11 protein-coding genes are annotated in these 13,354 nt (G+C 59.6%); 6 read left to right on the plus strand and 5 right to left on the minus strand.

The genetic code is table 11. The features are described from left to right. Window positions 1-63 precede the first annotated feature (63 nt). Together ACA073_RS02805 and ACA073_RS02810 are read left to right on the plus strand one after the other, a co-directional pair. A complete protein-coding gene (locus tag ACA073_RS02805; protein WP_497401472.1) occupies window positions 64-2,550 on the plus strand; it encodes a circularly permuted type 2 ATP-grasp protein in 2,487 nt (828 codons plus the stop codon). Then, entirely contained in the window at window positions 2,550-3,440 is an 891-nt protein-coding gene (locus ACA073_RS02810; RefSeq protein ID WP_497401474.1) for a transglutaminase family protein, read from the plus strand. Before ACA073_RS02805 ends, ACA073_RS02810 begins: the two co-directional genes overlap by 1 nt. Before the next feature lie 225 nt (window positions 3,441-3,665). On the opposite strand, the gene ACA073_RS02815 is transcribed toward ACA073_RS02810, so the two are convergent. Next, window positions 3,666-3,857, minus strand: coding sequence for a hypothetical protein (locus ACA073_RS02815; RefSeq protein WP_407014587.1), 192 nt, complete (start codon window positions 3,855-3,857; stop codon window positions 3,666-3,668). Between the two features lie 68 nt (window positions 3,858-3,925). Then, window positions 3,926-4,513, minus strand: coding sequence for a cytokinin riboside 5'-monophosphate phosphoribohydrolase (locus ACA073_RS02820; RefSeq protein WP_497401476.1), 588 nt, complete (start codon window positions 4,511-4,513; stop codon window positions 3,926-3,928). Window positions 4,514-4,856: 343 nt separating this feature from the next. Here ACA073_RS02820 and azu point away from each other — a divergent pair, with 343 nt between their 5' ends. Beyond that, window positions 4,857-5,303, plus strand: coding sequence for an azurin (gene azu, locus ACA073_RS02825; protein WP_497401478.1), 447 nt, complete (start codon window positions 4,857-4,859; stop codon window positions 5,301-5,303). 185 nt (window positions 5,304-5,488) lie between these two features. On the opposite strand, the gene nadE is transcribed toward azu, so the two are convergent. The 3 genes from nadE to ACA073_RS02840 all read right to left on the minus strand — a co-directional run bounded on the left by nadE (window position 5,489) and on the right by ACA073_RS02840 (window position 8,634). After that, window positions 5,489-6,316 carry an NAD(+) synthase gene (gene nadE, locus ACA073_RS02830; RefSeq protein ID WP_497401480.1) on the minus strand — a complete coding sequence of 276 codons (828 nt, stop codon included), beginning with the start codon at window positions 6,314-6,316 and terminating at the stop codon, window positions 5,489-5,491. A gap of 4 nt (window positions 6,317-6,320) precedes the next feature. Next, window positions 6,321-7,547 (minus strand): nicotinate phosphoribosyltransferase, encoded by a 1,227-nt coding sequence (gene pncB, locus ACA073_RS02835; protein ID WP_497401482.1) that lies wholly within the window; start codon window positions 7,545-7,547, stop codon window positions 6,321-6,323. 178 nt (window positions 7,548-7,725) lie between these two features. Next, window positions 7,726-8,634 (minus strand): LysR family transcriptional regulator, encoded by a 909-nt coding sequence (locus ACA073_RS02840; protein ID WP_497401484.1) that lies wholly within the window; start codon window positions 8,632-8,634, stop codon window positions 7,726-7,728. A gap of 175 nt (window positions 8,635-8,809) precedes the next feature. Here ACA073_RS02840 and amaB point away from each other — a divergent pair, with 175 nt between their 5' ends. From amaB to ACA073_RS02855, 3 genes are all read left to right on the plus strand, one after another. Continuing rightward, on the plus strand, window positions 8,810-10,300 hold the full coding sequence (gene amaB, locus ACA073_RS02845) for an L-piperidine-6-carboxylate dehydrogenase (protein WP_497401485.1): 1,491 nt from the start codon (window positions 8,810-8,812) through the stop codon (window positions 10,298-10,300). A 173-nt stretch (window positions 10,301-10,473) separates the two neighbouring features. Further along, a complete protein-coding gene (gene amaA, locus ACA073_RS02850) occupies window positions 10,474-11,757 on the plus strand; it encodes an L-pipecolate oxidase (protein WP_497401486.1) in 1,284 nt (427 codons plus the stop codon). 365 nt (window positions 11,758-12,122) lie between these two features. After that, complete coding sequence (locus tag ACA073_RS02855) at window positions 12,123-13,256, plus strand: branched-chain amino acid ABC transporter substrate-binding protein (protein ID WP_497401488.1); 1,134 nt, start codon at window positions 12,123-12,125, stop codon at window positions 13,254-13,256. Window positions 13,257-13,354: the final 98 nt, after the last annotated feature.

The raw sequence follows: 13,354 nt of genomic DNA on the forward strand, positions 1-13,354 counted from the left end.
CGTATATCCGGGCGTCATGAGCTGCGTTAGTCTGACCGTTCCTTGCTGTCTGCCGAGCTTTCCATGCCTGACCTGCTAGACCGCTACCCGCTGACGGCGGGCACGTATCACGAACTGCTCGACGACAGCGGCGCCGTGCGTCCGCACTGGCGGCGGCTGTTCGACCAGTTGCAACGCAGCACGCCAGCGCAGTTGGTGCAGCGTCAGGCGCTGTTGACCCGGCAGATCCAGGAAAACGGCGTGACCTACAACGTCTACGCCGACCCCAAGGGTGCCGATCGGCCGTGGGAGCTGGACCTGCTGCCGCATGTGATTGCCGCTGATGAGTGGGCGCAGTTATCGGCCGGGATCGCTCAACGGGCGCGTCTGCTGAACGCGGTACTGGCCGATCTGTACGGACCGCAACGGTTGATCGCCGAAGGTCTTTTGCCTGCCGAGCTGGTATTCGGTCACAACAACTTCCTCTGGCCCTGTCAGGGCATCACCCCGCCCGACGGGGCCTTTCTGCATCTGTATGCCGTGGATCTGGCGCGCACGCCCGACGGTCGCTGGTGGGTGACGGCGGATCGGACTCAAGCACCGTCCGGTGCCGGTTACGCCCTGGAAAATCGCACGATTGTGTCCCGGGCCTTTCCCGAGTTGTACCGTGATTTGAAGGTGCAACATTTGGCGGGGTTCTTCCGCACGCTGCAGGAAACCCTGGCCCGTCAGGCACCGAGCGATGATGAAGTGCCGCTGATCGTGCTGCTGACGCCGGGGCGTTTCAACGAAAGCTACTTCGAACACCTGTATCTGGCGCGGCAGCTCGGTTATCCGTTGGTGGAGGGCGGCGACCTCACGGTGCGCGATGCCACGGTTTACCTGAAAACCTTGAGCGGCCTGCGCCGGGTCCACGCGATCATGCGCCGGCTCGACGATGACTTCTGCGACCCGCTGGAACTGCGTACCGATTCGGCGCTCGGTGTGCCGGGGCTGCTCGAAGCCGTTCGGCAGGGACGCGTGCTGGTGGCCAACGCACTCGGCAGTGGCGTACTGGAATCGCCGGGACTGCTGGGCTTTCTGCCAAAGATCAATCAATTCCTGTTCGGCGAAGAACTGATCCTGCCGTCCATCGCCACGTGGTGGTGCGGCGAAGGGCCGGTGCTGGCCGAAGCATTGAAAAAACTCCCGGAATTGCTGATCAAGCCAGCGTTTCCGTCGCAGAGCTTCGCTCCGGTGTCTGGCCGTGATTTGAGTGAAAAACAGCGTCAGGTTCTTGCCGAGCGCATGCAGGCTCGACCTTACGCCTACGTGGCGCAAGAACTGGCTCAGTTATCTCAGGCGCCGATCTGGCAAGCCGAGGATGGTCATTTGCAACCCCGGGCCATCGGCATGCGCGTGTATGCGGTGGCCAGTCGCGACGGCTATCGGGTTCTGCCCGGTGGTTTGACCCGGGTTGCCGCGCAAGCCGACGCCGAAGTGGTGTCGATGCAACGCGGCGGCGCGAGCAAGGACACTTGGGTACTCGGGGATCGGCCGCCCAGCGGCGAGCAGTGGAAAGCCCAGCGCAGCATCGGCGTGCACGACCTGGTGCGGCGCGATCCGTATCTGCCGTCGCGGGTGGTGGAAAACCTGTTCTGGTTCGGCCGTTACTGTGAACGCTGCGATGACAGCGCACGGTTGCTGCGGATCATGCTGGCGCGCTATGTCGATGGCGACGATCCGCAAGCACTGGAAGCGGCTGTCGAGCTGGGTGAGCGGTTGATGTTGTTGCCTGATGAAGGTGAATTGCCTGAACGGTTACTGGCGGCGCTGCTCGGCGATGACTGGCCGTTCAGCCTACGTTCCAACCTGCAGCGCTTGCAGTGGGCGGCTTCGCAGGTGCGCGGCAAGCTCTCGCGGGAAAACTGGCAGGCGTTGGTAGAGTTGCAACGCGAGGCTATCGAGCTGGAAACCGAAGAACCGGATTTCGGCGAGTTGCTGGATTTTCTCAACCGTCTGGTGATGTCGCTGGCGGCGCTGTCCGGTTTTGCCCTCGACGACATGACCCGGGACGAAGGCTGGCGCTTCCTGATGATCGGCCGACGGATCGAGCGCCTGCAATTTCTCAGCGGCAGCCTGGCGGCGTTCCTGCGCGGCAGCGGCGCCTTCGATCAGGCCGGGCTGGAGTGGTTGCTGGAACTGGGCAACAGCAGCATCACCTACCGCTCGCGGTATCTGGCCGTGGCGCAATTGATCCCGGTGCTGGACCTGTTGCTGCTCGACGAGCAGAACCCGCACGCGGTGCTGTTCCAGTTGAAGCTGGTGACCCGCACCCTCAAACGTTTGAACGATGATTTTGCTGTGCCGCGCGAAGTGGGTCTGCCGCAATTGGTGGAGCGGCTGGCGCGCTTCGATCTGGGATGCCTGGAGAATTCGCTGTTCGGCGAAGCCAGCGTTCGTTCCGCCATTGAGGGGCTGGCCGATCTGCTGCAAGAGATCGCTGATGCCAGCGGGCAAGTGTCGGATCGTCTGGCGTTGCGCCATTTCGCTCATGTCGATGATGTCAGCCAGCGCACGGTGTCCGTCTGATGAGCGTCCGTTACCAGATTTTCCACGACACCCATTATCACTACGACAGCCCGGTGTCCCTCGCCCAGCAATTGGCGCATCTTTGGCCACGGGCCTGTACCTGGCAGCGCTGTACCGAGCAGCAATTGCAGATCAGCCCCGACCCGACATCGCGCCGGGACGAGCTGGACGTGTTCGGCAACCCGCTGACCCGACTGGCCTTTGAGCGGCCGCACGATGAATTATTGGTCAACGCCCGGCTCACCGTCGAAGTGCTGTCCCGGCCAACGCTCGATTTCAATCAATCTCCGGCCTGGGAAGAAACCCGCAACGCACTGACCTACAGCGGCCAGCCGCTTTCGCCCGAATTGTTGGAAGCTTGCCGTTTCCGGTTCGAATCGCCCTATGTGCATTTGAAGCGCAACTTCGTCGGTTTCTCGGAGAGCTGTTTCCCGGTGGGCCGGCCGCTGTTGCTCGGTGTTCAGGCGCTGATGGAGAAAATCTTCAGCGAATTCACCTTCGACGCCGAAGCGACCCAGGTGGCGACGCCGCTGGTGGAAGTGCTGGAGCGCCGGCGCGGGGTGTGCCAGGACTTCGCTCACCTGATGCTCGCTTGCGTGCGTTCCCGTGGGTTGGCGGCTCGTTACATCAGCGGTTACCTGCTGACTCAGCCACCGCCTGGCCAGCCACGGCTGATCGGTGCCGACGCCTCGCATGCCTGGGTTTCGGTTTTTTGCCCGGTGCTGGGCTGGGTGGATTTCGATCCGACCAACAATGTGCAGCCGGCACTCGAACACATCACCCTGGCCTGGGGCCGGGATTTTTCCGATGTTTCGCCGTTGCGGGGGGTGATTCTGGGGGGCGGTAATCACGACCCTGAGGTCCGCGTCACCGTAATGCCATTGGATTAATGCAAATCCCCTGTGGGAGCGGGCTTGCATCGCGAAGACGGTGTATCAGTCGATATAAATGTTGAATGACACACCGCTTTCGCGAGCAAGCCCGCTCCCACAGGGGGGATGTGCAGTTCTTTCGGGATGGGATATTTCAGGTTGGACAGTGAGGGTCAGCAGCGAAACTGCTGACCCTGGACACAGATCCGGTGGGCCTGATCAGATCATCGGGCCCTGAGGGTCTCAGGCGTCGGGCGCCTGATCTTTCGGTGCTTCAACATCACTTTCTGCGGCCACTTCACCGTCTGCTTCCGGGTTCAGTGCGGCGGCTTCTTCTTCAGCTGTAGCTTTCTTGCGCTGAAGCTTTTCCTCTTTCTTCTGCTCCTTGGCCAAGTCTCTCTGACGTTTGGCGAAGGAATAATTAGGTTTAGCCATGGGCGATCCTCTGGGGTCGAAGGTGAGGTTGAGCGGCGCATATTCTGCCCTGTATCGGTGCCGAGCCGTTAGCTGGGTTTTTGCCCTGTCCACTTTGGCACCACGGTCGGCTGCCAGGCGTCCAGGGCATCGAGCAGGGTTTGCGGCGATTCGCTCACTTGCAGCATGTCACGGTGTGCTTCGCGAACGAAGCCTTCGCCGACGATATGATCAAGAAAACCGGTCAATTTGCTGTAGAAACCGTTCACTTCCAGCAGTCCCAGCGGTTTGCCGTGGTAGCCGAGCTGGCCCCAGGTCCAGACTTCGAACAGTTCTTCCAGCGTACCCAAACCACCGGGCAGCGCGATAAATGCATCGCTGAGCTCGGCCATCCGCGCCTTTCGCGCATGCATGCCGTCGACCACTTCCAGGCGAGTCAGGCCGCTGTGGCCGATTTCCTTTTCCTTGAGGCTTTGCGGGATGATCCCGATCACTTCACCGCCGGCCGCCAGTGCGGCATCGGCGACAATCCCCATCAGCCCGACGGCACCGCCGCCATAGACCAGGGTCAGCTTGCGCTCGGCCAATGCTCGCCCGAGGGCGACAGCCGCTTCACGATAAGCCGGATTGGTGCCAGTGCTGGCACCGCAAAATACACAAACGGATGCTAAAGACATGCCTTACTCCATGGTCAGGATGGCCACAGAGTAAAGGCAGAGGCGCGGCGCTCCAAGGTCTAAACTTCGTGTTGCGGCGTTTCAAAGGTGCCGCTGGCGCCACAGGCGTAAGCGGCGAGCAAACTGCACAAAAAGCTGTTGATGGACATGACAGACACTCCGGATACGTGAGGACGCCCTGATGATAGGGCCGACCTGGATGTCTGGCTGGTATATTGTTTCGATAGGTGTCATAGCTCGAAAGTTGTATACAATTTTTGATACAGATCATAGGAACTTGCGAAGTTTTCAGGCAGTCTTCTGTCCATTCGCACTTTTGTTAACCCTGCCTTGGAGATTCACCATGTTTGCCAAACTTGTTGCGGTATCCCTGCTGACACTGGCCAGCAGCCAACTGATGGCTGCCGAGTGCAAGACAACCATCGACTCCACTGACCAAATGTCCTTCAACACCAAGGCCATTGAAATCGACAAAAGCTGCAAGACCTTCACCATTGAACTGACCCACTCCGGCAACCTGCCAAAAAACGTCATGGGCCATAACTGGGTGCTGAGCAAAGAGGCTGACATGCAGCCGATCGCCACCGATGGTCTGGCCGCCGGTATCGACAAGAACTACCTGAAAGAAGGTGATGCGCGCGTCATCGCCCACACCAAAATCATCGGCTCCAAGGAAACCGATTCGGTGACTTTCGATGTGTCGAAGCTTGATGCTGCCGAGAAATATGGCTTCTTCTGCTCGTTCCCGGGCCACATTTCGATGATGAAAGGCACGGTTACGCTGAAGTAAGCAGGTTAACCGCGTCATCGTTCTTCGCGAGCAAGCCCGCTCCCACATTTGATCTGCGGCGTACATAGATCAAATGTGGGAGCGGGCTTGCTCGCGAAGGGGCCCTCAGCATCGATAAATGCTTAAGCCAAAGAAAAGCCCGCTGAAGATCAACGCTTCAGCGGGCTTTTTCATTCATTCACGAATCACGGTGCAAAAGGCATTTCCCGCTTGTGATGGGTCTTCCTGTACGTATCGCAAATGATCTTGAACGCTTCCTCACGCACCGGCTCGCCGTGCAGGAACGCGTCGATCTCGGCGTAGGTCACGCCGTGGGACGCTTCGTCCGGTTTGCCCGGCGACAGGTCTTCCAGGTCCGCAGTCGGGATTTTTTCCACCAGTGATTCCGGTGCGCCGAAACTGCGGGCGATGGCTCGAACCTGGTTTTTCACCAGGCCGCTCAACGGGGCCAGGTCGCAGGCGCCGTCGCCGAACTTGGTGAAAAATCCCATCACCGCTTCTGCCGCGTGATCGGTGCCGATCACCAGGCCATGAGCCGCGCCGGCGATGGTGTACTGGGCGACCATGCGCATCCGCGCCTTGGTGTTGCCGAGGACGAAATCCACCGAGACCGCATGCTTGCCTTCGAAGGCTGCCACTTCATTGGCCAGGGATTTGACCGCCGGGCCGATGTTCACGGTGTAGCGCTCATCTGGCTTGATGAAATCCACCGAAGCCTGTGCGTCGTGCTCATCGAACTGGGTTTCGTACGGCAGGCGCACGGCGATGAACTTGTAATTGTCATCACCGGTGCGAGTGCGCAGTTCACACATGGCGCGCTGGGCCAGCAGGCCGGCGGTCAGGGAATCGACCCCGCCGCTGATACCGAGCACCAGGGTCTTGAGCCCGGAATTGACCAGGCAATCCTGGATGAAGGTAATGCGCCGGGCGATTTCCGCGTCGAGGGCGGCCTTGTCGGCGAACGGCGGTTGAACCTTGAGCTGCTCAGCAATCTCACGCTGTACGGCTTGCATGAATTCACTCCTTGCTTGGTGTGCTGGAAAGGGCGGCAGGAACTTTGAAAACGTGTCGCAAATAAGCGACGAAATTCGGGTCTTTGCAGTGAGTCTTGCCAGGCTCGTCGGAGATCTTTGCCACCGGCTGGCCGTTGCAGGCCGCCATTTTAAGCACGATGCTCATCGGTTCAACACCCGGAATATCGCACGTCAGGTGGGTGCCGATGCCGAAGCTGACATTGATCCGACCGCGTAATGCGCGAAATATTTCCAGCGACTTGGGCAGCGTCAGGCTGTCGGAGAACGTCAGTGTCTTGCTCATCGGGTCGATGCCCAGCTTTTGATAGTGGGCGATGGCCTTTTCTGCCCAGATCACCGGATCCCCGGAGTCATGGCGCAGGCCGTCGAAGAGCTTGGCAAAGTACAGGTCGAAGTCGTTGAGGAAGGCATCCATGGTGATGCAGTCGGTCAGGGCGATCCCCAGCAGGCCACGGTACTCGCGGACCCAGCAATCGAGGGCGGCAATCTGGCTGTCGATCAGTCGCGGACCGAGTTGCTGGTGGGCCATGATCCATTCGTGGGCCATGGTGCCCAGCGGTTTCATGTCCAGCTCCCGGGACAAATGCACGTTGCTGGTGCCGACGAAACGTCCGGGGAAATCGTGCTTGAGCACGTTCACCACTTCTTCCTGCACGCGGTAGGAAAAGCGACGGCGGGTGCCGAAATCGGCTACCTGCAATTCGGACAATTCCTCGCTGCTGGCGTTGGCGGTCAGCCAGTCGAACTTGCGATAAAGCTGCTCGCGCGCCTGCTCCAGAACGATGTCCCGGTAGCGATAGCGGTTGCGCACTTCGCTGACGATGGACAACAGCGGCACTTCGAACAGGATCACATGCAGCCACGGCCCGCGCAGGCGGATGAACAGCTCGCCGTTTTCAATGCCGGTGTGGACGTAGCGCAGGTTGAAGCGGAATAAACCGAGAAAACGCAGGAAATCCGGCTTCATGAAGCTGATGCGCTCCATGAAACTCAACTGGTCGGCGCTCAGGCTCAACTCGGCCAGTCGTTCGATCTGGAAGCGGATCTCCGCCAGATACGGGCGCAGATCTTCACTGTTGCGGCAACGAAACTCCCATTCGACTTCCACGTTCGGGTAGTTGTGCAGCACCGCCTGCATCATCGTCAGTTTGTAGAAGTCGGTGTCGAGCAGGTTCTGCACGATGCGATCGGCAAACACGCTCTCGCTCATAACGGGGTTCTCCACTTTGAATGCGGATAGTGGCGCATATCGGTGATGGTTATTGCCAGCAATTTCTGTGTTGACTATGTAGGAGCTGTCGAGTGAAACGAGGCTGCGATCTTTTGATCTTAAAAAATCAAGGTCAAAAGATCGCAGCCTCGTTTCACTCGACAGCTCCTACAGAGGGTCAGTCAGCGGAGGTGGGATTATCAATCTGCTCCAGCATCCACTTCACAAAATCCCGCACCTTCGGCACTTCCGCCGAATGCTCCGGGTACGCCAGGTAATAGGCGTCGGAGCTGGGCATCGCATGCTGCCAGGGAATGACCAGTTTGCCGTCGGCCAATTCCTCTTCCACCAGAAACCGCGGCAACAGCGCCACGCCGCAGCCGACCTGCGCAGCGCGGATGCACATGTAGAAGGTTTCGAAGCGCGGGCCGTGGTAGCTGTGTTCGGTGTGGTAACCCTGACTGTCGAACCAGTCGTGCCAAGCCTGCGGCCGCGACGCGTTTTGCAGCAGGACCAGGTCGGTGAGTTGGGTTGGATCAGTGAACGGCGTAGCCGGCAGGCTGCCCGGTGCACACACGGGAACAAGCTCTTCGCCGAACAGCTTCAGGCATTCGGTGCGGGGCCGTGAGCCCTGGCCGAAATAGAACGCCAGATCGCTGCGACCTTGCAGCAGATCATCCGCTTCCTGCTCGCTGCACAGGTCCAGGTGGATCGACGGATGGCGCAGGCGCCAGCCTTTCAAACGGGGCACCAGCCAGCGGGCGCCGAAGGTCGGCGGGGTCGAGACACGCAGGACTTCGGTTTCCCCGCCGTAGGAACGCAGGTAGTGGGTCGACATCTCGACTTGCGTGAGGATTTTTCGTACCTCGACCAGGTACAAATCACCGGCCGGAGTCATTTGCAGGCGTCGACGCACCCGGCGGAACAGCAGGTGCTGCAACAATTCTTCCAGTTGCGCGACCTGTTTGCTGACCGCGCTCTGGGTCAGGTTCAGCTCTTCGGCGGCCCGTGTGAAGCTCAAATGCCGGGTCACGGCCTCGAAACACTGCAGCGCGGTGATCGACGGCAGGTAGCGTTTATTCAGCATGGGTTGTCCTTTTTTCTTGTTTCTTGCTGACCAGCAATTCGCAGCATGAATAAACGGAATGATATCTCTCTTAAAGGTCGTTTGTTGGGTAACCTCCGGCGAGCTAAAACTACAGGTCTGATCAGTCGTGATATTCCGGCTGCACGTTTTCTGTTTTTTGCTCGAGGAGTGACCCATGGTTGCCGCATTGCTTGATCGTCTTGGTGTGAACCCGGCCCTGTACCAGAACGGCAAAGTGCCGGTGCATTCGCCGATCGATGGCAGCCGGATCGCCGCCGTGAACTGGGAAGGCGCCGCTGAAGTCGAGCAGCACATCAGTCGCGCAGATCATGCGTTCGAATTGTGGCGCAAGGTCCCGGCACCGCGCCGTGGCGAACTGGTGCGTCAACTGGGCGACATCCTGCGTGAATACAAGGCCGACCTCGGCGAGCTGGTGTCCTGGGAAGCGGGCAAGATCACTCAGGAAGGTCTGGGTGAAGTTCAGGAAATGATCGACATCTGCGACTTCGCGGTCGGTCTGTCCCGTCAGCTGTACGGTTTGACCATCGCCTCCGAACGTCCTGGCCACCACATGCGCGAAACCTGGCACCCGCTGGGTATCGTCGGCGTGATCAGCGCGTTCAACTTCCCGGTGGCGGTCTGGGCGTGGAACACCACGCTGGCGCTGGTCTGCGGAAACCCGGTGATCTGGAAACCGTCGGAGAAAACTCCGCTGACCGCACTGGCCTGCCAGGCGCTGTTCGATCGCGTGCTGAAAAATTTCAGCGACGCACCTCCGCACCTGAGCCAGGTGATCATCGGCGGCCGCGATGCCGGCGAAGCACTGGTCGATGACCCGCGTGTCGCGCTGATCAGCGCCACCGGCAGCACCCGCATGGGCCGCGAAGTGGCGCCGAAAATCGCCGCACGTTTTGCGCGCAGCATTCTCGAACTGGGTGGCAACAACGCGATGATCCTCGGCCCAAGCGCCGATCTGGACATGGCTGTTCGCGCCATCCTGTTCAGCGCCGTCGGCACCGCCGGCCAGCGTTGCACCACCCTGCGTCGCCTGATCGCTCATGAATCGGTGAAAGAAGAAATCGTCACCCGCCTGAAAGCCGCTTACTCGAAAGTGCGTATCGGCAATCCGCTGGAAGGCAACCTGATCGGCCCGCTGATCGACAAGCACAGCTTCGACAACATGCAGGACGCGCTGGAGCAGGCCTTGAGCGAAGGCGGTCGCGTGTTCGGCGGCAAGCGTCAGCTGGAAGACAAATACCCGAACGCTTACTACGTCTCGCCGGCCATCGTCGAAATGCCGGAACAGAGCGACGTCGTCCGCGACGAAACCTTTGCGCCGATCCTGTACGTGATTGGTTACAAGGACTTCACCGAAGCCCTGCGCCTGAACAACGCCGTGCCACAAGGCCTGTCCTCCTGCATCTTCACCACCGACGTGCGTGAAGCCGAGCAGTTCATGTCGGCGGTCGGCAGCGACTGCGGCATCGCCAACGTCAACATCGGCCCGAGCGGTGCGGAAATCGGCGGTGCATTTGGTGGCGAGAAAGAGACCGGCGGTGGTCGTGAGTCCGGCTCCGATGCCTGGCGCGGGTACATGCGCCGTCAGACCAACACCGTGAACTACTCGCTGGAATTGCCGTTGGCGCAGGGTATTACGTTCGACTGACCGGTGATCCCCTGTAGGAGCGAGCTTTTGTGGCGAGGGGATTTATCCCCGTTGGACTGCGCAGCAGTCCCATTATTTGGGGCCGCTTCGCAGCCCAACGGGGATAAATCCCCTCGCCACATAGATCATCCATTCAATGAATGTGTTGGTTAGGTTTCTGTTGGAGTCTGGCAATGCCGTTACGCGAAGAGTGTCTGTGGGAAAAACTGACGCCGCAAAGGCCCGACAACGCGGCGCTCAAGGGCGAAGTCACGGTTGACGTCTGCGTCATTGGCGCCGGTTTCACCGGTCTGTCGGCGGCGGTGCATCTGCTGGAACAAGGCAAAACGGTGTGCGTGCTGGAAGCCCATCGCGCCGGTCATGGCGGTTCGGGCCGCAACGTCGGGCTGGTCAACGCCGGCATGTGGATTGCGCCGGACGACATCGAGGCCGGGTTCGGCGAAGCGGTTGGCAGTCAGCTCAATCGCATGCTGGGGGCGGCGCCTTCGTTGGTGTTCAGCCTTGTGGACAAGTACAACATCGATTGCCAGTTACGCCGCGAAGGTACGCTGCACATGGCGCACAACGCCCGTGGCGAAGCGGACTTGCGCAGTCGTGAAGAACAGTGGAAACGTCGCGGCGCACCGGTCGAACTGCTGACGGGTCAAGCCTGCGAGCAGGCAACCGGTACGAAAAAAATCGCCGCCGCATTGCTTGATCAACGTGCTGGCACGATCAACCCGATGGCTTACACCACGGGGCTGGCCAAGGCGGCCATTGGCCTTGGCGGTCAGCTGTTCGACCATTCTCCCGTGACTCGACTTGAACGTCAGGGCCAACGCTGGTCGGTGCAGACCGCCCAGGGTTCAGTGTTGGCCGAGCAAGTCGTGATCGCCTCCAACGCTTACACCGAAGGTGACTGGACAGAGCTTCGGCGTAACTTCTTCCCTGGTTATTACTATCAAGTGGCCTCGGTGCCGCTCACCGAAGAGGCTGCGCAGCAAATCCTTCCTGGTGGCCAAGGTTCGTGGGACACCCGTCAGGTACTCAGCAGCATTCGTCGCGACAAAGACGGTCGCCTGTTGCTCGGCAGTCTGGGCAATGGCAATCAGAAGCCAACCTGGTTCCTCAAGGCCTGGGCCGACCGGGTTCAGCAGCACTATTTTCCGTACCTCAAACCGGTGGAATGGGAGTGCACCTGGACCGGTTGCATCGCCTTCACCCCCGATCATTTGATGCGTCTGTTCGAACCGGCGCCCGGTTTAGTGGCAGTCACCGGCTACAACGGTCGGGGCGTGACGACTGGCACTGTAGTCGGCAAAGCCTTTGCCGATTATTTGTGTAACGGAAATCCTCAGGCACTGCCGATTCCCTTCGCCCCCATGCAACCACTGGCTGGGGTGGGCCTGCGTAGCTGTCTGTATGAGGCCGGATTTTCGCTGTATCACGCGGGCCAGTGCTTGCGGATCGTGATTTGATTGTTGAAATTTGTTGCTGGAAGCGGCGCTTTTTCGCGCAGCGTCTAGCCTGTAAAAGGTGCGGGTTGTAGCAGTCCCGCACCAGCAGTGTGCACTTCGGTGACGCACGTTGTTACAGGCTGGTTGCACGTCGTTTGGCGCCGCGGTTGCAATGATGGCGCATGCGGGTTGCGCCGTTAAAAATAAATGGTTTCACCTTCTGCGGTTTAGACGGTTGCACGCCCAATGAAAATGGGCCCGAAACAGTCGAAATAACAATAAAGCAGCGACTTGTTCAAGAATAAAAAACCGATGGCACGGCCCTTGCTCTGAGCATTCAGTGAAGTCGCAGTGCCAACTAAAAAAAAACCTTGGAGCACCACCTCATGTCCCAGACGTTTTACAAGAAAGGCTTTCTGGCCCTCGCAGTGGCAGCTGCGTTGGGTGTTTCTGCGTTTGCACAAGCTGATGTGAAAATCGGTGTGGCGGGTCCCATGACGGGCGCCAACGCAGCATTTGGTGAGCAGTACATGAAGGGTGCACAGGCAGCGGCCGATGCGGTCAACGCAGCGGGCGGCGTGAATGGGGAAAAGATCGTACTGGTCAAGGGCGATGACGCCTGCGAACCGAAACAGGCTGTGACGGTCGCCAAGGACCTGACCAACCAGAAAGTGGCAGGCGTGGTCGGTCACTTCTGCTCCTCGTCGACCATTCCGGCCTCCGAGATCTACGACGAAGCAGGCATCATCGCAATCACCCCGGGTTCCACCAACCCTGCGGTTACCGAACGCGGCCTGAGTGCCATGTTCCGTATGTGCGGGCGTGACGATCAGCAAGGGATCGTGGCAGGTGACTACATCGTCGACGTGCTCAAGGGCAAGAAAGTCGTGGTCCTGCACGACAAGGACACCTACGGCCAGGGCCTCGCGGACGCGACCAAGGCCCAGCTGGAAAAACGCGGCGTGAAGCCGGTGCTGTATGAAGGCCTGACCCGTGGCGAGAAAGACTTCAGCACCATCGTCACCAAAATCCGCGGCGCTGGCGCCGACGTCGTCTACTTCGGCGGTCTGCACCCGGAAGCCGGTCCTCTGGTTCGTCAACTGCGTGAACAAGGCCTGAAAGACGTCAAGTTCATGTCTGATGACGGCATCGTGACCGACGAACTGGTGACCACCGCTGGCGGCCCGCAATTCGTTGATGGCGTACTGATGACCTTCGGCGCTGACCCGCGCATGCTGCCAGACAGCAAGACTGTGGTAGACGCGTTCCGTAAAGCCGGCACCGAGCCTGAAGGCTACACCCTGTACGCCTACGCTTCGGTTCAGACCCTGGCCGCTGCCTTCAATGGCTCCAAGTCCAACAGCGGCGAAAAAGCAGCTGAGTGGCTGAAGAAAAACCCGGTGAAAACCGTGATGGGCGAGAAGACCTGGGACGCCAAGGGCGACCTGAAAGTCTCCGACTACGTGGTTTATCAGTGGGACAAGGATGGCAAATACCACCAACTGGAAAAACAGAAGTGATATGAGCTGCTGATCTGCCCTGTGGTGAGGGGATTTATCGAATCGTCGCACCGCCCCGTTGGACTGCGAAGCGGCCCCAAGACCAGCGATCTCGGTGT

The organism is Pseudomonas sp. LBUM1670 (assembly GCF_059695695.1).

What these genes read in the sequence shown, in the direction of transcription:
- azu (WP_497401478.1), top strand. Translation starts at nt 4,857, where the DNA reads ATGTTTGCCAAACTTGTTGCGGTATCCCTGCTGACACTGGCCAGCAGC.
- pncB (WP_497401482.1), bottom strand. Translation starts at nt 7,547, where the DNA reads ATGAGCGAGAGCGTGTTTGCCGATCGCATCGTGCAGAACCTGCTCGAC.
- ACA073_RS02815 (WP_407014587.1), bottom strand. Translation starts at nt 3,857, where the DNA reads ATGGCTAAACCTAATTATTCCTTCGCCAAACGTCAGAGAGACTTGGCC.
- nadE (WP_497401480.1), bottom strand. Translation starts at nt 6,316, where the DNA reads ATGCAAGCCGTACAGCGTGAGATTGCTGAGCAGCTCAAGGTTCAACCG.
- ACA073_RS02820 (WP_497401476.1), bottom strand. Translation starts at nt 4,513, where the DNA reads ATGTCTTTAGCATCCGTTTGTGTATTTTGCGGTGCCAGCACTGGCACC.
- ACA073_RS02840 (WP_497401484.1), bottom strand. Translation starts at nt 8,634, where the DNA reads ATGCTGAATAAACGCTACCTGCCGTCGATCACCGCGCTGCAGTGTTTC.
- ACA073_RS02855 (WP_497401488.1), top strand. Translation starts at nt 12,123, where the DNA reads ATGTCCCAGACGTTTTACAAGAAAGGCTTTCTGGCCCTCGCAGTGGCA.
- amaB (WP_497401485.1), top strand. Translation starts at nt 8,810, where the DNA reads ATGGTTGCCGCATTGCTTGATCGTCTTGGTGTGAACCCGGCCCTGTAC.
- ACA073_RS02805 (WP_497401472.1), top strand. Translation starts at nt 64, where the DNA reads ATGCCTGACCTGCTAGACCGCTACCCGCTGACGGCGGGCACGTATCAC.
- amaA (WP_497401486.1), top strand. Translation starts at nt 10,474, where the DNA reads ATGCCGTTACGCGAAGAGTGTCTGTGGGAAAAACTGACGCCGCAAAGG.
- ACA073_RS02810 (WP_497401474.1), top strand. Translation starts at nt 2,550, where the DNA reads ATGAGCGTCCGTTACCAGATTTTCCACGACACCCATTATCACTACGAC.